General features: G+C 73.0%; 14 protein-coding genes. 9 read left to right on the top strand and 5 right to left on the bottom strand.

Annotated features, from left to right (window positions below):
* Window positions 1-358 precede the first annotated feature (358 nt).
* Complete coding sequence (gene pcrA, locus ACZ7DE_RS03050; RefSeq protein ID WP_470757299.1) at window positions 359-2,857, top strand: DNA helicase PcrA; 2,499 nt, start codon at window positions 359-361, stop codon at window positions 2,855-2,857.
* Between the two features lie 152 nt (window positions 2,858-3,009).
* Here the strand turns inward: pcrA and ACZ7DE_RS03045 are convergent, their stop codons facing one another.
* Window positions 3,010-4,530, bottom strand: coding sequence for a M23 family metallopeptidase (locus ACZ7DE_RS03045; protein ID WP_470757297.1), 1,521 nt, complete (start codon window positions 4,528-4,530; stop codon window positions 3,010-3,012).
* A gap of 396 nt (window positions 4,531-4,926) precedes the next feature.
* Window positions 4,927-5,910: an esterase/lipase family protein gene (locus tag ACZ7DE_RS03040; protein WP_470757295.1), complete on the bottom strand. Its 984-nt coding sequence runs from the start codon at window positions 5,908-5,910 to the stop codon at window positions 4,927-4,929.
* 508 nt (window positions 5,911-6,418) lie between these two features.
* On the opposite strand from ACZ7DE_RS03040, the gene ACZ7DE_RS03035 reads away from it, so the two are divergent.
* A complete protein-coding gene (locus tag ACZ7DE_RS03035; RefSeq protein ID WP_470757293.1) occupies window positions 6,419-6,829 on the top strand; it encodes a cobalamin B12-binding domain-containing protein in 411 nt (136 codons plus the stop codon).
* A 577-nt stretch (window positions 6,830-7,406) separates the two neighbouring features.
* Here ACZ7DE_RS03035 and ACZ7DE_RS03030 read toward each other — a convergent pair.
* The gene (locus ACZ7DE_RS03030; RefSeq protein WP_470757291.1) at window positions 7,407-9,020 is read right to left on the bottom strand and encodes a DUF5691 domain-containing protein; all 1,614 of its coding nucleotides are present in this window, start codon (window positions 9,018-9,020) and stop codon (window positions 7,407-7,409) included.
* Between the two features lie 113 nt (window positions 9,021-9,133).
* A complete protein-coding gene (locus ACZ7DE_RS03025) occupies window positions 9,134-10,495 on the bottom strand; it encodes an SWIM zinc finger family protein (RefSeq protein WP_470757289.1) in 1,362 nt (453 codons plus the stop codon).
* Between the two features lie 156 nt (window positions 10,496-10,651).
* Between ACZ7DE_RS03025 and ACZ7DE_RS03020 the strand changes: the two genes are divergently transcribed.
* From ACZ7DE_RS03020 to sucD, 7 genes are all read left to right on the top strand, one after another.
* Window positions 10,652-11,782: an ATP-binding protein gene (locus tag ACZ7DE_RS03020; RefSeq protein ID WP_470757287.1), complete on the top strand. Its 1,131-nt coding sequence runs from the start codon at window positions 10,652-10,654 to the stop codon at window positions 11,780-11,782.
* Window positions 11,783-11,924: 142 nt separating this feature from the next.
* Entirely contained in the window at window positions 11,925-14,597 is a 2,673-nt protein-coding gene (locus ACZ7DE_RS03015) for a DUF5682 family protein (RefSeq protein ID WP_470757976.1), read from the top strand.
* A complete protein-coding gene (locus ACZ7DE_RS03010) occupies window positions 14,594-15,766 on the top strand; it encodes a vWA domain-containing protein (protein WP_470757285.1) in 1,173 nt (390 codons plus the stop codon). The genes ACZ7DE_RS03015 and ACZ7DE_RS03010 overlap by 4 nt, the downstream gene beginning before the upstream one ends.
* Before the next feature lie 116 nt (window positions 15,767-15,882).
* Window positions 15,883-16,920: a hypothetical protein gene (locus ACZ7DE_RS03005; protein WP_470757283.1), complete on the top strand. Its 1,038-nt coding sequence runs from the start codon at window positions 15,883-15,885 to the stop codon at window positions 16,918-16,920.
* A 107-nt stretch (window positions 16,921-17,027) separates the two neighbouring features.
* Window positions 17,028-18,434, top strand: a complete 1,407-nt coding sequence (locus ACZ7DE_RS03000) for a hypothetical protein (protein WP_470757281.1) — start codon at window positions 17,028-17,030, stop codon at window positions 18,432-18,434.
* A 422-nt stretch (window positions 18,435-18,856) separates the two neighbouring features.
* Window positions 18,857-20,035, top strand: coding sequence for an ADP-forming succinate--CoA ligase subunit beta (gene sucC, locus ACZ7DE_RS02995; RefSeq protein ID WP_470757279.1), 1,179 nt, complete (start codon window positions 18,857-18,859; stop codon window positions 20,033-20,035).
* A 21-nt stretch (window positions 20,036-20,056) separates the two neighbouring features.
* Complete coding sequence (gene sucD / locus ACZ7DE_RS02990) at window positions 20,057-20,944, top strand: succinate--CoA ligase subunit alpha (protein ID WP_351351869.1); 888 nt, start codon at window positions 20,057-20,059, stop codon at window positions 20,942-20,944.
* 83 nt (window positions 20,945-21,027) lie between these two features.
* On the opposite strand, the gene ACZ7DE_RS02985 is transcribed toward sucD, so the two are convergent.
* Window positions 21,028-21,930, bottom strand: coding sequence for an RNA polymerase sigma factor (locus ACZ7DE_RS02985; protein ID WP_470757974.1), 903 nt, complete (start codon window positions 21,928-21,930; stop codon window positions 21,028-21,030).
* Window positions 21,931-21,995 lie beyond the last annotated feature (65 nt).

Raw genomic sequence — 21,995 nt, 5'->3', positions numbered from 1 at the left:
TGGTTCGGAAGGGCGCCCTACGGCCCGTCCCTGGGAGGAGGGTCGGGTCGATTCACCCCGGGGGTTCGGTGGGTTCCCGGCTCCGGCTGCCGCACAGGGGGCGCACCGGACTCGGCGGAGGCCGTGCGGCCCGGCGAGGTTCGCCGGTGGGGATCCGTGCGGCCTGCCCGGCACGGTAGCCAACTCGTGTGGCCCGTGTGAAGGTTGGCGGGCGATATGCCCGATACATTTTCGTGACTTTGGGCGAAGCCCGCGCGTGGGATCACGTGCTGTGATAACGCCGCCTCGGAAGGTGAGATCGGGGATGTTCCCGGGACGGCTCCGCGTTGTCAGTGGGGCACCCTAGACTCGGAGAGCGATGAGCAGCCTCTTTGACGACAGCTTCCTGGCGGATCTCCAGGGCCCCCGCGCCCACGGGGAGGAACCCCCGCCGCCGCCCGAGGACGATCACGGACCGGAGTCGGTTCCGGACGATCTGTTCGGCGGGAAGTTCGACCTGCCCCCGGACCGGGACGCCCACTACCGCGACGGCGCCCCGCGCCCGGTCCTGGACGCGGCGGCGCTGCTGGAGGGGCTGAACGACAACCAGCGTGCGGCCGTCGCGCACGCCGGCACTCCGCTGCTCATCGTGGCCGGCGCCGGCTCCGGCAAGACGCGCGTGCTCACCCACCGCATCGCCCATCTGCTCGCCGCGCGCAACGTGCACCCGGGGCAGATCCTCGCGATCACCTTCACCAACAAGGCCGCGGGCGAGATGAAGGAGCGCGTCGAGCAGCTCGTCGGCCCGCGCGCGAACGCGATGTGGGTGATGACCTTCCACAGCGCGTGCGTGCGCATCCTGCGCCGGGAGAGCAAGAAGCTCGGCTTCACGTCGTCCTTCTCGATCTACGACGCCGCCGACTCCAAGCGCCTCATGGCCCTGGTCTGCCGCGACCTGGACCTCGACCCCAAGCGTTACCCGCCCAAGTCCTTCAGCGCCAAGATCAGCAACCTGAAGAACGAGCTGATCGACGAGGAGGACTTCGCCGCGCAGGCCACCGACGGCTTCGAGAAGACCCTCGCCCAGGCCTACGCGATGTACCAGTCCCGGCTGCGCGAGGCGAACGCCCTCGACTTCGACGACCTGATCATGACGACGGTCAACCTGCTGCGCGCCTTCCCCGACGTCGCCGAGCACTACCGGCGCCGCTTCCGGCACGTCCTCGTCGACGAGTACCAGGACACCAACCACGCCCAGTACGCGCTGGTCCGGGAACTCGTCGGCACCTCCGAGCACCCCGTGGACGTACCGCCCGGCGAGTTCGACCTGCCGCCCGCCGAACTGTGCGTCGTGGGCGACGCCGACCAGTCGATCTACGCCTTCCGGGGCGCGACGATCCGCAACATCCTCCAGTTCGAGGAGGACTACCCGGACGCGACGACGATCCTGCTGGAGCAGAACTACCGCTCCACGCAGACGATCCTGTCGGCGGCGAACGCGGTCATCGAGCGCAACGAGTCCCGCCGCCCCAAGAACCTGTGGACCAACGCGGGCGCCGGCGCCCGCATCACCGGCTATGTGGCCGACACCGAGCACGACGAGGCCCAGTTCGTCGCCGACGAGATAGACCGTCTGACGGACGCCGGGGAGGCGAAGGCGGGCGACGTCGCCGTCTTCTACCGCACCAACGCCCAGTCCCGTGTCTTCGAAGAGATCTTCATCCGCGTCGGCCTGCCCTACAAGGTCGTCGGCGGAGTCCGCTTCTACGAGCGCAAGGAGGTCCGGGACGTCCTGGCCTACCTGCGCGTGCTGGCCAACCCGGAGGACTCGGTCCCGCTGCGCCGGATCCTCAACGTGCCCAAGCGCGGCATCGGCGACCGCGCCGAGGCGATGATCGACGCCCTCTCCCAGCGCGAGAAGATCAGCTTCCCGCAGGCGCTGAAGCGCGTCGACGAGGCCTACGGCATGGCCTCGCGGTCGACGAACGCCGTGAAGCGGTTCAACGCGCTCATGGAGGAACTCCGCACCGTCGTCGAGTCCGGTGCGGGTCCCGCCACCGTCCTCGAGGCGGTGCTCGAACGCACCGGCTACCTCGCCGAGTTGCAGGCCTCCACCGACCCGCAGGACGAGACGCGCATCGAGAACCTCCAGGAACTCGCCGCCGTGGCCCTGGAGTTCGAGCAGGAGACCGGTGAGGCGGAGGGCGAAGGCGGCACACCGGCCGGGCTCTCCGACTTCCTGGAGCGGGTCGCCCTGGTCGCCGACTCCGACCAGATCCCGGACGAGGAGGAGGACGGCTCCGGAGTCATCACCCTGATGACCCTGCACACCGCCAAGGGCCTGGAGTTCCCGGTCGTCTTCCTGACCGGCATGGAGGACGGCGTCTTCCCACACATGCGCGCCCTCGGCCAGACCAAGGAGCTGGAGGAGGAACGCCGGCTCGCCTACGTGGGCATCACGCGCGCGCGTGAACGGCTGTACCTCACCCGGTCCTCGCTGCGCAGCGCCTGGGGACAGCCGTCGTACAACCCGCCCTCCCGGTTCCTGGAGGAGATCCCGGCGACGCATGTGGACTGGAAGCGGACGGGGGCGACCGCGCCCGTGTCCTCCGGTCCGGTGTCCGGGGTGGCGGCCTCGCTGTCCTCGTCCCGCTCGCGCTCGTCGGCCGCGGGCGCGTCCGGCTTCGCGACACGGCGGACGGCGGAGAAGCCGGTGGTCGCGCTGACCGTGGGCGACCGTGTCACGCACGACCAGTTCGGGCTGGGCACGGTCGTGGGCGTGAAGGGCACGGGCGCGAACGCCGAGGCGACGATCGACTTCGGCGACACCAAGCCGAAGCGGCTGCTGCTGCGGTACGCGCCGGTGGAGAAGCTGTAGCGCGCCGACGGCGCACGAACGGCACCCGGACAGCGCACGAGTGAGCCCCCGCTTCGGCGGCGGGGGCTCAGGGTGTGAAGCCGGTCTCCACGTCTCGTTCTCGCGCCGGTTCGGCCCGGCCCCGGTCCGTATGGGCCCGGTCCCGGTCCGTATTACGTCGGGTTCAGTGCGTGGCTGCGCAGCCACGGCAGCGGGTCGATCGCGGAGCCGCCGGCCGGCCGAACCTCGAAGTGCAGGTGCGGGCCGGTGGAGTTGCCGGAGTTGCCGGAGTACGCGATCGGGTCGCCGGCCTTGACGGTCGTGCCGGACGAGACGCGGTAGGTGGAGAGATGGCAGTACCAGGTCTCCGTGCCGTCCTTCGCCGTCACGATCATCATGTTCCCGTAGGCGCTGTTCCACTGCGTCCGCACGGTGCCGTCCGTCGCGGCCATCACCGTCGTGCCGTAGGAGACCGGGAAGTCGATGCCGGTGTGCTGGGACATCCAGTTGATGCCGGCCTGGCCGAAGTAGGCGCTGAGGCCGTGCTGCGCGACCGGAAGGGCGTACTTGGGGCGCAGCCGCTCCTTGCGGGCCGCCTCAGCGGCCGCCTTCTTCTTCTCGGCTTCCTGCTGCGCCTTGAGGTCGATGCGTTCCTGCGTACGGCTCGCCCGGTCGGCGAAGTCGTCGGCCTCGGCGCTGAGGGTCTCGAGCTGGCTGTCCAACTTGTTGTTGGCGGTGGCGGGTTTCACCGGCTGCGCGTCCGACGCGGAGGCCGTCGTGCCCCGGTCGTCACCGCCGGTCAGGGTGCCGACGGAGGCGGCGGCGATCCCGGCGACCCCCATTACGCAGGCCGAGGGCACGGCCACCGTCAGCAGGGCCGACCGCTTGGCGGGCATACGACGCCGTGAGCGGTTCGCGTTGCGGGTGGCTGCCCGGCCGAGGGGTGCGGGGGCGGCCTCCTCCTGATCGTCGAGGAGGGAGGGGACGTCGTCGGACAGTTCACCGTCGGCCGGTGCGGGCTCGTCGTGCGCGAGCTGTTCGAAGGTGGCGGTGGCCTGCTGGTCGAAGGGAACCTCGGCGGGCTGTTCGTAGTCGCCGTCCGTGTGTTCGGCCTCGGCGCTCTCGCCGCCGTCGGAGTTCCACTGCGTGGCGTCGTACGCGCCGGTGTCGAAGGCCTGCGTGCCCCATTCCCACTGCTGGGTCCGGTCCGCGGGCCCTGCGGACTGGTCGGGGTGCAGCCACGCGCTCGTGTCCCACTGCCCGCTGGCGTCGTGCGACGTCGCCTGCTGCGGGACGGCGGACAGGTGCTGGTGCTCGCCGGACCAGGCGGTCGCGTCGTAGGCGCCGGTGTCGTAGGCGGCGTGGTGCTGGGCCGCGTAGCCGTCGTAGTTCAGGGTCTGGTGACTGCCCGTGTCCGGGGCCTGGTGACCGCCGGTGTTCCACCGCGTGGCGTCGTACGTACCGGTGGCGGAGTGCGTGCCGTCGCCCGGGAGTTCGCCGAAGAGGGGGTCGGCCGCCGTGAAGTGCCCACTGGGGTGCGCGCCGGCGTCGTAGGAGCCGGTCTCGTAACCCTGGTACGTGGTGAAGCCGTCGTACGAGGCTTCCTGGGTGCCGTACGACGCGTAGTGCGCCGAAGCGGCGTCAGAAGCCGGGGCCGGGGTGGTCGTGATCCCCGACGGGTGACGGTCGTTCACCAACTTCTCTTTCGCCGACGACAAGGGCTGCCAGAGCAGTGCGGCGACTGTACCCGGCAGTACGCGGGCACGACAATCTTCTGCAGGTTTCACCCTCGCAGGAAAGGGGCATTCGGCCGTGTTTCGGGGGACGGGGGGCGCGAGCTTGGCCGTACGTTCGAATAGCGTTCGATGTCGGAGGCGGATTCGAGGGGTGTGGTGAGGGGTGTGGTGAGGGGTGTGTGGGAGCGCTGAGGGAGGGGTTTCGGGCGCTGTTCGAGCGCCCTCGGACCGCTGGGGTTGCCGCGACGGGACACCGTTGCGAGTCGACACCGTGAGGCGCGCCGCCGACAGCGCGCGGTGAGCCTGCCCTCAGGCCGACTTGAAGCCGCTTCGAGCCACGTTCGGGCCGCCTCTTCAGGCCACCGTCAGGCCGCCGCTTCGCGGGGTGGCGTCGGCGATCGTTCCCGGGTGCTCGGTGTCCAGGGCCTGCCGGATGCCCGTCGCGACGGCGGGGTGGACCGGCAGTGCGAGGTGGCCGATGCCGCTCACGCGGACGTTCTGCGCCAGCAGGTCCGGATGCTCGACGCAGGCGCTCTCCAGCGGGTCCATCAGGTGGTCGAGATCGCTCCAGAAGCTGACGAAGTGCGTACGGCAGCCCGGTGCGGGCCGGGAAAGCTCCTCGATCAGCTCCGAGCCGGGGCGCATCTGGCGCACTATCGGGTGCGCGTTCGCCAGCGGCGCCACCCGGGTGCCGGAGTGCGGGGTGCCCAGCGTGACCAACGTCCGCACGCGGGCGTCACCGGACAGCCGCTGCACGTAGTAGCGGGCTATCAGGCCTCCCAGGCTGTGTCCGACCACGTCGACCTGCGGACTGCCCGTGCGCTCGCAGATCTCCTCTATGTGCCGGCCGAGCAGCTCGGCCGCGATCCGGATGTCACACGTCAGGGGTGAGTAGTTCAGCGACTCCACCCGGTGCCTGCCGTGCTGGGCCAGGCTGCGGCGCAACAGGACGAACACCGAACGGTTGTCGATGAACCCGTGCAGCAGCACCACCGGGGGCGGAGCCTGGGCGGGCAGATGCGCGGGCTCGTCGGCGGACGCCTGCCCGGGCAGCTCGGGGCGGATCGCGCAGCGGCGCTCCTGGGCGATGCCGGAGGGATAGAGGAGCAGATGGCCCGCGAGGATCGCGAGGTCGAGGGCGGTCGCCTTCAGGAGCGCCAGGGAGAGTCCCGCCAGCCTGCTCGGAAGGCTCGGGAGTCCCGGAAAACCCGGGAGGTGCGGAAGACCTGGAAGGTTCGTGAGATGCGTGAGGTTCGGGAAGCCTGGAAGGGTCGGCATGTCCGGCAGCAGGCGCTGACACAACGGAAGAATGGGCTGCAAAGCCCAGGTGACCTTCATGGCCGACCTCCTGTCGGCACGCTGAGGACTTCTCTGTCCCCCGTGTGCCCTCGTGGAAGTCGCATGTCGAGGAGGTCGATCGGGCACGACAGGGTGTGGAGCGGGTCCGGCCTGCGGTGTGCGGGGTGTGCGGCTCTCACGACACCCGTGCATACCGATCGACGTGACGGGAATCCCTGCCGGTACTGGCGACGAGGCTCCCGCTGTCGTGCCTTACCTGCCCTACATGACCATCGTGCCTGCCGATGCGCCGTACCGCCACGCGGCGCGGTCTGCGGCGCGTGGCGGTACGGCTACCTCGTTGCGGCTCCCGGTGCGCAGGACCCCCCTTGGCGCGGGGGAACCGTGCGCGGTGAACGTGTCCCTCCGTGTGATTTCCCCCTCGGCCCGCGCCGTGAAACGGCCGGTTGCGGGATGTTGGCGATAACGTTCGTTCACTTCCCCGGGCGGCCTGGCGAGGGGTGTGCGGGCCGTGGAGGATGGACGCAGTCGCTTCATGGAGGCAGTGATGGGTGTGGCAGCCGGTCCGATCCGCGTGGTGGTGGCCAAACCGGGACTCGACGGCCATGACCGCGGCGCCAAAGTGATCGCTCGGGCGTTGCGCGACGCCGGCATGGAGGTCATCTACACCGGGCTGCACCAGACGCCAGAGGCGATCGTCGACACCGCGATCCAGGAGGACGCGGACGCGATCGGTCTGTCCGTGCTGTCGGGGGCGCACAACACGCTCTTCGCCGCGGTGATCGAGCTGCTGAAGGAACGGGACGCGGAGGACATCCTGGTGTTCGGCGGCGGGATCATTCCCGAGGCGGACATCGCGCCGTTGAAGGAGAAGGGCGTCGCGGAGATCTTCACTCCCGGGGCGACCACCGCGTCGATCGTCGACTGGGTCCGGGCCAACGTGCGGCAGGTCGCGTGAGCCTGCGGCGCTTGGGCCGGTGTGCGGTGCGGGCTCGTGTGGGGTGCGGGCCGGTGTACGGTGCGGGCTCGTGTGCGGTGCGGGTGGGTTGGGGTGACCGGCCCTGGGGGCTCTGCCCCCAGACCCCCGTTCGGCCCTGAAGGGGCCTCGTCCTCAAACGCCGGACGGGCTTGGAGGTCTGGGTCCGGGGCTGGGTTGCCGGATGGTCCTGGTTCGACTCGGACGGGCTTGAGGATCCGGGCCCGGGCTTCCGGACCGTCCGACCGCGCGCACCCAGTTCGACATATGCCCCGGTCCCCATCAGGTTGGCCCGGCACCGGCACCGGCCCCAACTCCGGGCCCGGCACAGGCCTCAGCGCCGGCACCGGCCTCAACTCCGGCACCGGCACCGGCCTCAACCCCGGGCCCGGCACAGGCCTCAGCGCCGGCACAGGCCTCAGCGCCGGACCCGGCACAGGCTTCAGCGCCGGACCCGGCACAGGCTTCAGCGCCGGCACCGGCACCGGCCTCAACTCCGGCACCGGCACCGGCCTCAACCCCGGCACCGGCACCGGCCTCAGCCTCGGACCCGGGCCCCTCAGGCAGAGGCGAGTTCCTCTGTCATCACCGCTCTCAGCCGTAGGGTTCTTCCCAGTCGTTGGAAGGCCTCTGCCCAGTAGCCGCCTGCGCCCGGCGCGGCGTCCTGTGGTTCGTCCGGTGTTGCCAGGAGGGCGTCGAGCCGGGTTGCTTCCGAGGGGTCGAGGCAGCGTTCGGCCAGGCCCATGACGCCGCTGAAGCTCCAGGGGTAACTTCCCGCGTCGCGTGCGATGTTGAGCGCGTCGACCACGGACCGGCCGAGTGGCGCGGACCAGGGGACGGCGCAGACGCCGAGCAGCTGGAACGCCTCCGACAGACCGTGCGCCGCGATGAAACCGGCGACCCAGTCGGCCCGTTCGGCCGCCGCCAGGGTGCCCAGCAACTTCGCCCGCTCGGCGAGGGAGACCGCGCCGGGACCGCCCGCGCCCGGCGCCGACGGCGGGCCGAGCAGCGCCCGCGACCAGTCGGCGTCCCGCTGTCGCACGGCCGCCCGGCACCAGGCGGCATGCAGTTCGCCCAGCCAGTCGTCGGCGACCGGCAACGCCACGATCTGTTCCGGCGTCCGGCCGCCCAGACGGGCCGGCCAGCCGGAGAGCGGGGTCGCCTCCACCAACTGGCCGAGCCACCAGGACCGTTCGCCCCGGCCGGGCGGAGCCTTGGGCGAGACGCCGTCGCGTTCCATGGCCGCGTCGCACTCGTGCGGCGCCTCCACCACCAGCGTCGGCGTGTCCCCGGTGTGGTCGACGGCCACGCAGGCGCCCGCCCGGACCGCCATCCGCGCGGCCAGCGCCGACTCCGGCAGCGCCGACAGCAGCTCCGCGGCCGTGGCCCGCACATTGCGGCTTCGATCGGCCAGCGCCTGCTCCAGGAACGGCTCGTCCCGGGGGCCGAGGCCGGTGCGCAGGGAGTCGAGGAACATCAGCCGGTCCTCGGCGCGTTCGGTCGCCCAGGTGGACACGAGCAGTGCGCGGGCCGCGTCGGGGTCACGGGAGCGGATCGAGGCCAGGAGCGAGACCCGCTCGGCGAACAGGCCCTCCCGCCAGAGCTCCTCGATGCGCGCGGTCTCCTCCGGACCCGGCAGAGCCGTGCCGCCGCCCGGGGCCGCGCGCAGGGCGAACCGCCAGTCCGGGTTCAGCCGGGCCAGCCACAGTGCGCGGGAACCCGCGAACTGCAGTGCCGCCGGACGCAGGTCCGTACGCGCGCGTGCCGCGTCGAGCAGCGCGGGAAGGGACTCGGCGGGTGCGGCGAACCCCCTGGCGTTGACCGCCGTCAGCCACTGGGGCAGCAGTTCGATGAGATCGGGAGCCGTCCCCCTCCGGCCGCCTCCCGCCACGCCGGGGCGGTCGGCCAGGAGAAGGGCGAGTCTGCGGGCCGCCGCGAGGGGCAGCGCCGGGCGAGGGTCCACGGCGGCCGGTTCCGGGCGCGGCGCCGCGGGGCCCGGGCGCAGGCCGGCGCGCCGACGGACCGTCTCCGCGGCCGCCGCGTCCAGCAGGGCCGCCGGAGCGTTCCGGCCGGGGGCCGTGCCCTGGGGGGTGCGACGGTCGGTGCCCAGGAGGGCCGCGGTGACCAGGTCCTCCCAGGAGGGCGACGGGGAGAGGGGCGAGCCTGCGTTCATGAAACTCCCTTCTGTTGCCGATGCCGATGCCGATGCCGATGCCGATGGGGCTGGGGTTGGCGTGGCCGGGGTTCTTGTCGTCCTGGCCGGGGCGGGCGAGGGCGGTGGGCTGTTCAGCACAGGCGCACCGCCTCTCCTGGGCCCGTCGGCCAGGCCGTCAGCGGGGTGAAACCGCGGTGGCCGCACTCGCCGAAGACCGTGACGGGGGCGCCGCCCGAGAGGGCGACCAGACGCCACAGGCCGGGGCGCGAGACCGCGGCCGGGGTGAGGGGCAGCGCCGTGTCGCCCGCGGCGTCGGCCAGTTGCCAGGTGTCGCCGTCCGGGATCGGTATGACGTCGGCCAGCGTGACCGGCACGGACTCCTGCCAGGGGTCGTCGCGCAGGGCCGCGCCGTACCGGGCGGCCGCCTCGGTCGTCGTCGTGCCCGGGGGCCGGGTCCCGGCGGGGGCGGGCGGCATGAACTGCTCGCCGAGCGCCGCCCGTTGCCCCCCGGCTCCCGGGTGGGCGGACAGTTCGGCGTCGAGGGCCAGGCCCACGGGCAGGGTGAGCTCGGGGGCGCGGCCCGCGGCTCCGTAGGAGAGCAGGAGCGCGGTGCGCCCCGAGGCGGCGCCGTACAGCCAGATGCGGCGGGTCGTCAGTTTCGTGTCGCTCCTGTCGTACTGGGCGAGGACCAGCCAGTGGTCCCGGACCGGTGGCCCTTCCGGGGTCGAGGGCAGGCCCACGCGGGTGCGGACCGTCGCCGCCAGGGCGTCCGGCAGCCGCTCGCGGTGCAGCCAGCCCCGGTCCAGGAGATGGAGCAGCGCGCACTCCTCCAACAGCCGCACCGGCCAGCCGGGTCCGGAGGCGGGGATCGCCCCCAACTCCCTTACGCGGGCGGCGAGGCCGGGCGCCTGCGCGTCGACCATGCGGGCCGCGGTCTCCTCCCACATCCCGTACCCCGCCCGCTCGGCCGTGGCCAGGCCGGTTCGCAGGAGATCGGCGAGGCGCTCCTCCAGGTCCGTGGCCCCCGCGGTGATCCGCTCGGCGCGGCGTTCCGCTCGGCGGCGCGCCCCCTCCGGATCGGCGGGACCGGACGCGGAACCCGCCGGCCCCGCCTCGCGTTTCTCCTGTGCACGTCTGCGGCCCGCGAGCCACTGCTCGGCCCAGTCCGGCGCCTGCCCGGTCGGCACCGCCCCCTCCCCGCCCGACCAGAGCAGCAGGAGCCCGAGCGCGTGCTTGCACGGGAACTTACGGCTCGGGCAACTGCACTTGAACGCCGGGCCGGAGGCGTCGGGCGAGGGCACGACGTCGACGACCGTCCGGTACGGCGTGCTGCCGCTGCCCTTGCACAGACCCCACACCGCCCCCTCCTGCGAACTCCCCGTCCCGGACCACGGTCCGGCCGCGCCGAGTTTGCTTCCCGCTTTGCGTGACGCGGGATCAGGCGCCAGTGCCAGCACCTGGTCCACGGTCCAGCGCACCCCCTGCTGAGTCATGACATCGAAGGTAGATCCCCCCACTGACAATCCGTCCGACGCGCCCTCGGCGAACGCGGCCACGACGGCGTTTTAGCAGGTCAGATCGCATTGTCAGTGGCGTGGTGCACGGTGGACACCAGATCCGAACCGGCCGAGCTGGAGGGGGCCTCAGCCATGTCTGTGTCCGTAGATCCGACGTCCGTGAAACCGAGTGGCAACGAGCCGTCGGAGGCATTGCGCCCGCACGCCGAGGACGCCTTCGCCGCCGAACTCGCCGCGCTGGCGGCGCAGGACGACCGGCCGCGCCCGGCCCGGTGGAAACTGTCGCCGTGGGCCGTGGCCACCTACCTCCTCGGCGGCGTCCTGCCGGACGGCACGGCGATCTCGCCGAAGTACGTGGGCCCGCGCCGCATCGTCGAGGTGGCCGTCACCACCCTGGCCACCGACCGGGCCCTGCTGCTGCTCGGGGTCCCGGGCACCGCCAAGACCTGGGTCTCCGAACACCTGGCCGCGGCCGTCAGCGGGGATTCGACGCTGCTGGTGCAGGGCACCGCGGGCACCCCGGAGGAGGCGATCCGCTACGGCTGGAACTACGCGCAGCTGCTCGCGCACGGGCCCAGCCGGGACGCGCTGGTGCCCAGCCCCGTCATGCGGGCCATGGCGGAGGGGGCCACGGTCCGAGTGGAGGAGCTGACCCGGATTCCCGCCGACGTGCAGGACACGCTGATCACCATCCTCTCCGAGAAGACGCTGCCGATACCGGAGCTGGGGCAGGAGGTGCAGGCCGTACGCGGGTTCAACCTCATCGCCACGGCCAACGACCGCGACCGCGGGGTCAACGAGCTGTCCAGCGCCCTGCGCCGACGCTTCAACACGGTGGTGCTGCCGCTGCCGGAGAGCGTGGAGGCCGAGGTCGACATCGTCGCGCGGCGCGTCGACCAGCTCGGCCGCTCCCTCGAACTGCCGGCCGCTCCGGACGGCTTCGAGGAGATCCGCCGGGTGGTGACGGTCTTCCGTGAGCTGCGCGACGGCGTCACCGCCGACGGCCGCACGAAGGTGAAGTCGCCGAGCGGCACGCTGTCCACGGCCGAGGCCATCTCCGTCGTCACCGGCGGCCTCGCGCTGGCCGCCCACTTCGGTGACGGCGTGCTGCGGCCGGCGGACGTCGCTGCAGGCATCCTCGGCGCGGTCGTCCGCGATCCGGCGGCGGACCGGGTCGTCTGGCAGGAGTACCTGGAGGCGGTCGTGCGTGAACGGGCGGGCTGGACGGACTTCTACCGGGCCTGCCGGGAGGTGAGCGCGTGAACAGGCACAAGGCGACCTGGGCGGGGGCCCACGGAGACGGAGCGGCGGTTGTGGCCGACGACACGAAGTGGCCTCGCAGGTGAGGGCGGAAGGGGCGCCGGGCCTGGACGGCGGCGGCCGGGACCCGAGGGCGGGGCGGCCGTTGCTGCTCGGGGTGCGTCATCACGGGCCGGGATCGGCGCGGGCGGTACGGGCGGCTCTGGAGGCCGCCCGGCCGCGGACCGTGCTGATCGAGGGCCCGCCGGAGGCCGACGCGCTGATCCCGCTGGCCGCGGACGAGGACATGCGACCGCCGGTCGCCCTTCTCGCCCACGCCGTCGACGAACCCGGCCGGTCGGCCTTCTGGCCGCTGGCCGAGTTCTCCCCGGAGTGGGTCGCGCTCCGCTGGGCGCTGGAGCACGGGGTTCCCGCCCGGTTCATCGACCTCCCGGCCACGCACACGCTGGCGTGGGAGGGGGAGGGGGCGCAGACCCCGGAGACCCCGGAGACCCCGGAGAGCGCAGAGGGCGGGGAGGGGGGCGCGGACGGGAGGCCGGGGCTCGGGGAGGCGCCCGCCACCGGGACACCGGCGGGCGACGACGCGGGAGCGGGGGTCGGGGAGGGCCCCGGCGGCGAGGAGCCGGGCCGTGCGCAGGGGGCGGACGGTGGCGCCGGAGACGACGGCGCAAGCAGGGGTGCGGCCGGAAGCGGGGGTGCGGGCGGAGACGGGGGTGCGGGCGGCGCCCGGGGCCGTGCCGCGCTGCGGGTCGATCCGCTGGGGACACTCGCCGAGGTCGCCGGGTACGACGACCCCGAGCGCTGGTGGGAGGACGTCGTCGAGCATCGGGGCACCGGAACGAAGGACCCGTTCGCGCCGTTCGTCGCGCTCGAGGAGGCGATGGGGGCGCTGCGGGAGACGTACGACCACGACGCCGGAGGGGACGGGACCGACCGGGACCTCGTGCGGGAGGCGTACATGCGCATCCAGGTGCGCGCGGCGCAAAGGGAGTTCGGGGCGGACGCGGTGGCCGTGGTGTGCGGGGCGTGGCATGTGCCCGCGCTGCGCCGGAAGGTCGCCGTCACCGCCGACCGGGCACTGCTCAAGGGGCTGCCCAAGGGCAGGGCCGACCTGACCTGGGTGCCGTGGACCCACCGCAGGCTCGCCCGCGCCGGGGGGTACGGCGCGGGCATCGACTCGCCCGGCTGGTACGCCCACCTGTTCGGCGCGCCGGACCGGCCCGTCGAGCGCTGGCTGACGAAGGTCGCGGTCCTGCTGCGCGAGGAGGACCGGATCGTGTCCTCGGCGCACGTCATCGAGGCGGTCCGGCTCGCCGAGACGCTCGCCGCGCTGCGCGGGCGGCCCCTGCCCGGGCTGAGCGAGACGACGGACGCCGTGCGCGCGGTGCTGTGCGAGGGCTCGGACGTTCCGCTGGCGCTGGTGCGCGACCGGCTGGTCGTCGGCGACGTGCTGGGCGAGGTGCCGGCCGGGGCGCCCGCGGTGCCGTTGCAGCGTGACCTCGACCGGCTGCAGCGTCGGCTGCGGCTGCGACCGGAGGCGGCGGAGCGGGAACTGGCGCTCGACCTGCGCAAGGAGAACGACGCCGAGCGCAGCAGGCTGCTGCACCGGTTGCGGCTGCTGCACGTCGAATGGGGCGAGCCGGCCGCCTCGCGCGGCAGCACGGGGACGTTCCGGGAGACCTGGCGGCTGCGTTGGGAACCGGAGCTGTCCGTGCGGGTCGCCGAGGCCGGGGTGTGGGGGACGACCGTGCTCGTCGCGGCCACCGCCAAGGCGGAGGCGGAGGCCGTCGCCGCGCACGGCCTCGCCCAGGTGACCGCGCTCGCCGAACGCTGCCTCCTGGCCGGACTGCCGGACGCGCTGCCGACGGTGATGCGGGTCCTCGCCGACCGGGCGGCCCTCGACACCGACGTCGGTCACCTCGCCCAGGCCCTCCCCGCCCTGGCCCGCTCCCTGCGCTACGGCGACGTGCGCGGCACCGACACGGGCGCGCTGGCGGAGGTGGCGGCGGGCCTCGCCGAACGGATCTTCGTCGGTCTGCCCCCAGCCTGCGCCGCGCTCGACGCGGACGCGGCGGACGAGATGCGCCGCCATGTGGACGCGGTGCACGCGGCGGTGGGGATGCTGGACGGGCGCCCGGATCTCCCGGCCCGCTGGCGTGCCGTGCTGCGGGTGCTGGCCGGGCGGGACAGCGTGCCGGGGGTCGTGCGGGGGCGCGCCGTGCGACTTCTCCTGGACGAGGGAGAGCTCGACCCCGGCGAGGCGGCGCGGCTGATGGGGCTCGCCCTGTCGCCCGGGACGCCACCGGGTGACGCGGCCGCCTGGATCGAGGGCTTCGTCGGCGGCGGCTCCGGGGGCGGCCTGCTCCTCGTGCACGACGAACAGCTGCTCGCCCTGGTCGACGGGTGGCTGACGTCGGTGCCCGCGGAGGCCTTCACGGACGTGCTGCCGCTGCTGCGGCGGACGTTCTCGGCGTACGAGCCGGGGGTGCGCAGAACCCTGGGCGAACTGGTCCGGCGCGGCCCGGGGGACCGGGGGAGCGGGCCGGGGGCGCGCGCGGGGACACCCGGGTTCGCGACCGGGCTCGACGAGACGCGGGCGGACGCCGTCCTGCCGGTGGTGCGTCTGCTGCTGGGCCTGGACCCCGACGATTCCGACGCAGGCGACGCAGGCGACGCAGGCCACGCGGGCGACGGAGGCAACGGAGGCGCCCAGGGCGGGACGGGCGACCCGGACGAGACGGATGAGACGGGCAGCGGCCATGGCGGCGGCAGCGGCAACTGCGGCGAGAGCGGCGAGCTTGCGGGGGTGGGGGCATGACGGCGAACGGCGTGGCGGAGACGGAGTCCGGGCGGGAGCGGCTGCGGCGCTGGCGGCTGGTGCTCGGCGGCGACGCGGCGGACGGCACCGGGCACGGTCTCTCCGGGCGGGACGCGGCGATGGACGGGGCGCTCACCGCGCTCTACGGGAAGGGGGAGGGGGCACCCACCGGGCGGGACCGATCGGCGGGCCTGGGGGCGTCGGCGCCGTCCGTGGCGCGCTGGCTCGGGGACATCCGGACGTACTTCCCCTCCTCCGTCGTGCAGGTCATGCAGCGTGACGCCATCGACCGGCTCGGGCTGTCGTCACTGCTGCTGGAACCGGAGATGCTCGAGGCGGTCGAGGCCGACGTGCACCTCGTCGGCACGCTGCTCTCCCTCAACAAGGCGATGCCGGAGACCACGCGGGAGACCGCGAGGGCCGTCGTGCGCAAGGTCGTCGAGGACCTGGAGAAGCGGCTCGCCACCCGCACCCGGGCCGCCCTCACCGGCGCGCTCGACCGCAGCGCGCGCGTCAGCCGCCCGCGCCACCACGACATCGACTGGAACCGCACGATCGCCGCCAACCTCAAGCACTACCTGCCCGAATACGGGACGGTCGTGCCGGAGCGGCTCGTGGGATACGGACGGGCTTCGCAGTCCATGAAGAAGGAGGTGGTCCTCTGCATCGACCAGTCGGGGTCGATGGCGTCGTCGGTGGTGTACGCGTCGGTGTTCGGGGCGGTGCTGGCGTCGATGCGCTCCATCAGCACACGGCTCGTCGTGTTCGACACGGCGGTCGCCGACCTCACCGAGAGACTCGACGACCCGGTGGACGTTCTGTTCGGCACCCAGCTCGGCGGCGGCACCGACATCAACCGGGCGCTCGCGTACTGCCAGTCGCAGATCACCCGGCCGGCGGAGACGGTGGTGGTGCTGATCAGCGACCTGTACGAGGGAGGCATACGCGACGAGATGCTCAAGCGCGTCGCGGCGATGAAGGCGTCGGGCGTGCAGTTCGTCGCGCTGCTGGCCCTTTCGGACGAAGGCGCTCCGGCCTACGACCGGGAGCACGCGGCCGCTCTCGCGGCGCTGGGCACACCGGCGTTCGCCTGCACCCCCGATCTGTTTCCGGAGGTCATGGCGGCGGCGATCGAGAAACGTCCGCTGCCCGTGCCGGACACCGTGTGACCAAAGGGGACAGGGGCGACATGACTACCCATCGGTAACAGGGGGCTTGCACAACCGCGGGACCCGCATGACAGGATCGGGGGCACGCTTCCGCCGCACGGGAGGAACCTCCCCTCTTGACCTGGCTCACCGCCCTGCCTGTCGCCGCTCTGCGCGTCCTGCGCACGGCGGCCGGGCGGCGTGTGCTGCAACTGGCGCTGCTGGTGACCGGGTTGTTCGCGCTCGGGTTCCTCTGCGGCGAGCAGGCGCATGCGGCGGAGGGCGTGCCGACGCCGGCCGCGCTGACCGGGACCCGTGGAGCCGAGGTCAACAGCGCCGCGCCGTCCACCTCTTCGGCTCCTTCAGCGCCGACTGCGACTGCGACTGCGACTCCTACTCCGACTGCGGGTCAGGGCTCGGACGATGCCGTGGCGGCGGTGAGCGAGGAGCTGACCCGGGCTTCGACGCAGGTGCGCACGCAGGTGCGGGTGCGGCTCGAGGCGCCGATCGTGTCGGAGCCACCTGCCGTATCCGAACTCCCCGAACTCCACGAGCTCCCCGGCGTCTCCGAGCTCCCCGTCCTCCCCCGTGTCTCCGAGCTTCCCGGCCTCCCTGGTGTCTCCGAGCTCCCCGGCCTCCCCGGTGTTTCCGAGCTCCCCGAGTTCCCCGGCCCGGGCGCCTCCGAGTTCCCCGAGGTTCCCGCGCTCCCCGGCACCTCCGATCTGCCCCGCCTCCCCGGTGTTTCCGGCCTCCCCGGTCTGTCCGAAGTGGTCCCGGCGCCGTCGTCGGGCGGGCATGCACCGGTGGGCCGGGAGGCGGCGCACGCTTCGGCGGTCCCGGCATCGTCATCGTCATCGGCGACGGGTGCGGAGTCGTACGGGCCGGTGGGTTCCGCGGCCGGCGGTTCGACCGGCGACGCTCACCGCGCGCACGCCCGCGTCGGGCAAGTCCGTGCTGCGCACGCCCCCGTGCCCGCGCAGCACGGGCCCGCCGGTGGCCCGGGCACTCCGGCCGGCGGGCCGGCACTGGACAGCGGTGCGTCGCGCCACGGCGACGCGCACGCCGTGACGCCGTGGCACCGACTGCCGTTGCGGCCGGCCCTCGGCAACCCGGTGGATTCCGACGTGGCCGAGACGCAGGACAGGTACCGGGACGTTCCGGTCTTCCCCGGTTAGGGACGGCGGCTCGCCCCCGTCCCCGACCCGCCGTGCGGGGTGGAGCAGCTCTGCCTCCCCTCGCCCGGATTCCTCGTCTTGGAACCCCGAAGGATTTGACGCACGCAATGAACAAGAACATCCGCCGTTCCCTGGTCATAGCCGCCGGAGTCACCGGCGCGTGGGCGCTCGGCTCGGCCGCTGCCGAGGCCGACGAACTGCCCGTCTCGTCGGTGTCCACGTCGGACGCGACGACAGCGGACGTGACAGGCGTGACAGATGTGGCAGACGTGAGTGATGTGACGGACGTGACCGATGTGACCGACGTCCGCACGGACACCGTCACCCGGACCGCCCGCACGGCCCTCACCACCGGTGCAGTCGCCCGGATCAGCGACACCGTCGCCCCCACGGCCCCCACCGTCCAGGCCGCCGCCGACACCGCCGTCCCGCAGGCGGCGAAGGCGAAGGGCGGTGCCGCCAGGGCGATCCAGGGCGCCAAGGCCGCACGAGCGCAGAACGCGGTCACCGGCGCGGCGAACCTCGCGCAGACCGGCCTGGACCGTAGCGACAGCCTCGACGCAAGCGCCGCTCACGTGGGTCGTGCGGGCCACGGCGAGCAGGGCGCGGTCGACTTCCTCTTCGGCCCCCTCTCCGCCTTCGCCCCCGAGCTGGAGCAGGCCCGCGCAGTCGCCCAGGGCGAGGCCACGACTGTCGCGTCCGTCGCCCACGCCACCGTGGGCGACGTCCCGAGCCACGTCACGGGCACGGTCACCCCGGTCGTCGGGCGGGCCGGCACCGCGGTCGTCCCGCCCGTGGCGGCCACCGCCGTGCACGGGGCGGTCCCGATCGCCGAGAACGCCGTCGGGGGCGTGGCGCCCGTCGCCGCCGGGGCCGTGACCGGCCTCGTGCGGACCGTGGACGACACCCGTCACGCCGCGACCGGGCACGCCCACGGCGTCGCGGCCCAGGCGCCCGCCTATGCGGCGGGTGTGGCCGCGCAGGTCGAGGCCGGAGCCGTCGAGGCCGTGCTGCCGCCCGTGGCGCGGACCGTCGTGGAGGGCGTGACGCCGGTCGCCGGGCAGGCCGTCGTGGACGCGGGAGCCGTGGCGTACGGCGTCGTGGGCGACGTCCGGCCGTTCGCCGAGGCGGCGACCGGGGCCGTCCCGCCGCTCGCGCACGGGGTCACCGGGCACGCGTACGGCCTCGCTCACGGCGTCGCGGGCGAGGTGCCGCCGTTCGCGGACACGGTCGCCGGCGCCGTGCGGCCGGTCGTCGACACCGTCACCGGGACCGTCCGGCCGGTCGCCGACGGCGGTGCGGCGCTGGCGTACGGCGTGGGCGGCGATGTCACGCCGTTCGCGTACGGCGTCGGCGGCGAGGCCGTCTCCTTCGGGCACGGGGTCGCCGGCCCGGCGGCGCCGCTCGCCCAGGACCTGGCGGGGACCGTCCAGGACACCGGCGCCCCGCTGGCCGGGCACGCCGTGAGCGGTGTGCGGGGCGTCGCCGCATCGGTCACCGCCTACGGCGGCTGACCCACCGACTCCGTGCGGTGCGGCCCCGGACGGCCGAAAGCCGTCGGTCTGTCCGGCCGAACCCGCACGGTCGGGGCGGACCGGTCCTCATTGGGGTGAGGACCGTCCGCCCTGAGCCCCTCAGGGGCTGATCAGAGGGCCTCACCGGGCCAACCCCAACCCGGTGAGGCCCTCGCCCCCGTCCTCACATCCGGCACGGGGTGTCAGTGATCCCGGCATCATGTGACAGGTATCACCGCTCAGGTGTGACCCTCGATTTAGGGGCCTCCTGCAAGCAGCGATAACCTGCGAGACGGACATGCCGCGCGCTCGGACACCGTGTGCGCCTCCCTTGTGACAGACACCGGTCGGACGTCACGTTGCCCTCGCGGCACGCCCACGCAGACAACGAACCGCGAGATCACTGATAGGGACGGAAGCGCGTGGACCTGTTCGAGTACCAGGCGAGGGACCTCTTCGCCAAGCACGATGTACCGGTGCTGGCCGGTGAAGTCATCGACACGCCTGAGGCGGCCCGCGCAGCCACCGAGCGTCTTGGTGGCAAGTCCGTCGTCAAGGCCCAGGTGAAGGTCGGCGGCCGCGGCAAGGCCGGCGGTGTGAAGCTCGCCGCCTCGGCCGACGAGGCCGTGGAGCACGCCACCAACATCCTCGGCATGGACATCAAGGGCCACACGGTCCACAAGGTGATGATCGCCGAGACGGCCCCGGAGATCCTGGAGGAGTACTACGTCTCCTTCCTCCTGGACCGCGCCAACCGCACCTTCCTCTCCATCGCGTCCGTCGAGGGCGGCATGGAGATCGAGGAGGTGGCGGCCACCCGTCCGGAGGCCGTCGCCAAGACGCCGATCGACGCCAACGAGGGCGTGACCCCCGAGAAGGCCCGCGAGATCGTCGAGGCCGCGAACTTCCCGGCCGAGGTGGCCGACAAGGTCGCGAACGTCCTGGTCACCCTGTGGAAGACCTTCATCGCCGAGGACGCGCTCCTCGTCGAGGTCAACCCGCTGGCCAAGGTCGCCTCCGGTGACGTCATCGCCCTGGACGGCAAGGTCTCCCTCGACGAGAACGCCGAGTTCCGTCAGCCGGAGCACGAGGCCCTCCAGGACAAGGACGCGGCCAACCCGCTCGAGGCCGCCGCCAAGGCGAAGAACCTCAACTACGTCAAGCTCGACGGCGAGGTCGGCATCATCGGCAACGGCGCGGGTCTCGTCATGAGCACCCTGGACGTCGTCGCGTACGCCGGTGAGGCGCACGGCGGCGTCAAGCCCGCCAACTTCCTCGACATCGGCGGCGGCGCCTCCGCGGCCGTCATGGCGAACGGCCTGGAGATCATCCTGGGCGACCCGGACGTCAAGTCCGTGTTCGTCAACGTCTTCGGCGGCATCACCGCCTGTGACGAGGTCGCCAACGGCATCGTCCAGGCGCTGCAGCTGCTCGCGGACAAGGGCGAGGAAGTCACCAAGCCCCTCGTCGTCCGCCTCGACGGCAACAACGCCGAGCTGGGTCGCAAGATCCTCTCCGACGCCAACCACCCGCTGGTGCAGCGTGTGGACACCATGGACGGCGCGGCCGACAAGGCCGCCGAGCTCGCGGCTGCGAAGTAAGGAAGAGGGACAGACACAGCCATGGCTATCTTCCTCAACAAGGACAGCAAGGTCATCGTCCAGGGCATGACCGGTGCCACGGGCATGAAGCACACCAAGCTCATGCTGGCCGACGGCACGAACATCGTCGGTGGCGTGAACCCGCGCAAGGCGGGCACGTCCGTCGACATCGACGGCACCGAGATCCCGGTCTTCGGCACGGTCGCCGAGGCGATCGAGAAGACGGGCGCGAACGTGTCCGTCCTCTTCGTGCCGCCGGCGTTCGCCAAGGCCGCCGTGGTCGAGGCGATCGACGCCGAGATCCCGCTCGCGGTCGTCATCACCGAGGGCATCGCCGTCCACGACTCGGCCGCGTTCTACGCGTACGCCGTGTCCAAGGGCAACAAGACCCGGATCATCGGCCCGAACTGCCCCGGTCTCATCACCCCGGGCCAGTCGAACGCCGGCATCATCCCGGGCGACATCACCAAGCCAGGCCGCATCGGCCTGGTCTCGAAGTCCGGCACGCTCACGTACCAGATGATGTACGAGCTGCGTGACATCGGCTTCTCGTCCGCCGTCGGCATCGGTGGCGACCCGGTCATCGGCACCACGCACATCGACGCGCTCGCCGCGTTCGAGGCCGACCCCGACACCGACCTGATCGTCATGATCGGTGAGATCGGCGGCGACGCCGAGGAGCGGGCCGCGGCCTTCATCAAGGACAACGTGAAGAAGCCGGTCGTCGGTTACGTCGCGGGCTTCACCGCGCCCGAGGGCAAGACCATGGGCCACGCCGGCGCCATCGTCTCCGGCTCCTCCGGCACGGCCGCCGCGAAGAAGGAGGCCCTCGAGGCCGCCGGCGTCAAGGTCGGCAAGACGCCGACCGAGACGGCGAAGCTGGCTCGCGAGATCCTCGCCGCCGGCTGAGCGAACGCACAGCCGAACGCCGGTGGGCCCGCCCCCCTCTCGTGGGGGGCGGGCCCACCGGCGTTCTCACCGGACCGGCGCGGTCACCTCGGTTCCGGCAGCAGCCTCTGCGGGCCGTGGACGGTCGCCGAGCGCAGTTTCGCCCGCAGGTTCAGCTCCGCGTTGGAGAGCGTGCCCGGCGCCGCCCTGGGCGGGATCCCCCGCACGGTCTCGCCGGGGGGCACCGGGGGCTCGTACCGGGTCGGGGCCGTATGCAGGGTCAGCGCGGTCGCGCCGATGATCGCGACTGTGAACGCGATCGCCGCCCTCGTCCAGAACCGGGCCCGCCGTTCGCTGGCCAGCCGCACGGCGGGCGGCTTGGCCGCGCGCAGCCGTTCGGCGGACGCCACCTCCGCGAGCCGCTGGTGCAGTTCGGCGGGGTCGGCGAGCTCGGGCAGCCGGGCGGCGACCGACTCCCGCGCGTGCAGCAGCCGGTTCGCCGCGGCGCGCGTGCTCGCCTCCGTCTCGGCGGCGGTCTCGGGCAGGTCGAGACCGACGCCGTCGTAGAGCAAGAGCGTGCGGCGGTACGGCGGGGGGAGCGTCAGGAGGACGTCCAGCAGGGCGCGGTCGGAGGCGTCGGCGGGCGGCGGTTCCGGGTGGCGGTACCGGGGGCGGAAGCGGTGCCAGGGGGAGAGCGCGCACTCGTACGCCGTCGCCCGTACCCAGCCCGCCGGATCCCGGTCCTTGGCCACCTCGGGCCAGCGCTGCCAGGCCAGTTGGAAGGCCCGCTCGACCGATTCCCGCGCCAGCTCGCGGCGGCCGCAGAGCAGGTAGGTCTGCCGGACCAGGGCGGGGGCGCAGAACGCGTAGAGGGCGTCGAAGGCCTGAGCGGGCGTCAAGGGAACCATGCCGACGGCGGTTTCGTGAGCGGACCGCAGCGCGGCGGGGAGACGCTTCGACGCGCTGCGGGGCGGTTCCGGCCGTTTCTTGCCGAGGCGTACCGTCACCTGCGGTCGAGACGCTGCTCCCTGGGTGTCCGTCACCTTGCTCGCCCTGTCTGCCTGGTCCGCCG

The organism is Streptomyces sp. NPDC037083, assembly GCF_055606485.1.
This window is presented reverse-complemented; position numbering and strand designations above follow the sequence as displayed.

Coding starts and splice junctions, on each gene's coding strand:
- ACZ7DE_RS03000 (WP_470757281.1), top strand. CDS start 17,028: ATGAACAAGAACATCCGCCGTTCCCTGGTCATAGCCGCCGGAGTCACC.
- pcrA (WP_470757299.1), top strand. CDS start 359: ATGAGCAGCCTCTTTGACGACAGCTTCCTGGCGGATCTCCAGGGCCCC.
- ACZ7DE_RS03035 (WP_470757293.1), top strand. CDS start 6,419: ATGGGTGTGGCAGCCGGTCCGATCCGCGTGGTGGTGGCCAAACCGGGA.
- ACZ7DE_RS03040 (WP_470757295.1), bottom strand. CDS start 5,910: ATGAAGGTCACCTGGGCTTTGCAGCCCATTCTTCCGTTGTGTCAGCGC.
- ACZ7DE_RS03010 (WP_470757285.1), top strand. CDS start 14,594: ATGACGGCGAACGGCGTGGCGGAGACGGAGTCCGGGCGGGAGCGGCTG.
- sucD (WP_351351869.1), top strand. CDS start 20,057: ATGGCTATCTTCCTCAACAAGGACAGCAAGGTCATCGTCCAGGGCATG.
- ACZ7DE_RS03030 (WP_470757291.1), bottom strand. CDS start 9,020: ATGAACGCAGGCTCGCCCCTCTCCCCGTCGCCCTCCTGGGAGGACCTG.
- ACZ7DE_RS03020 (WP_470757287.1), top strand. CDS start 10,652: ATGTCTGTGTCCGTAGATCCGACGTCCGTGAAACCGAGTGGCAACGAG.
- ACZ7DE_RS03025 (WP_470757289.1), bottom strand. CDS start 10,495: ATGACTCAGCAGGGGGTGCGCTGGACCGTGGACCAGGTGCTGGCACTG.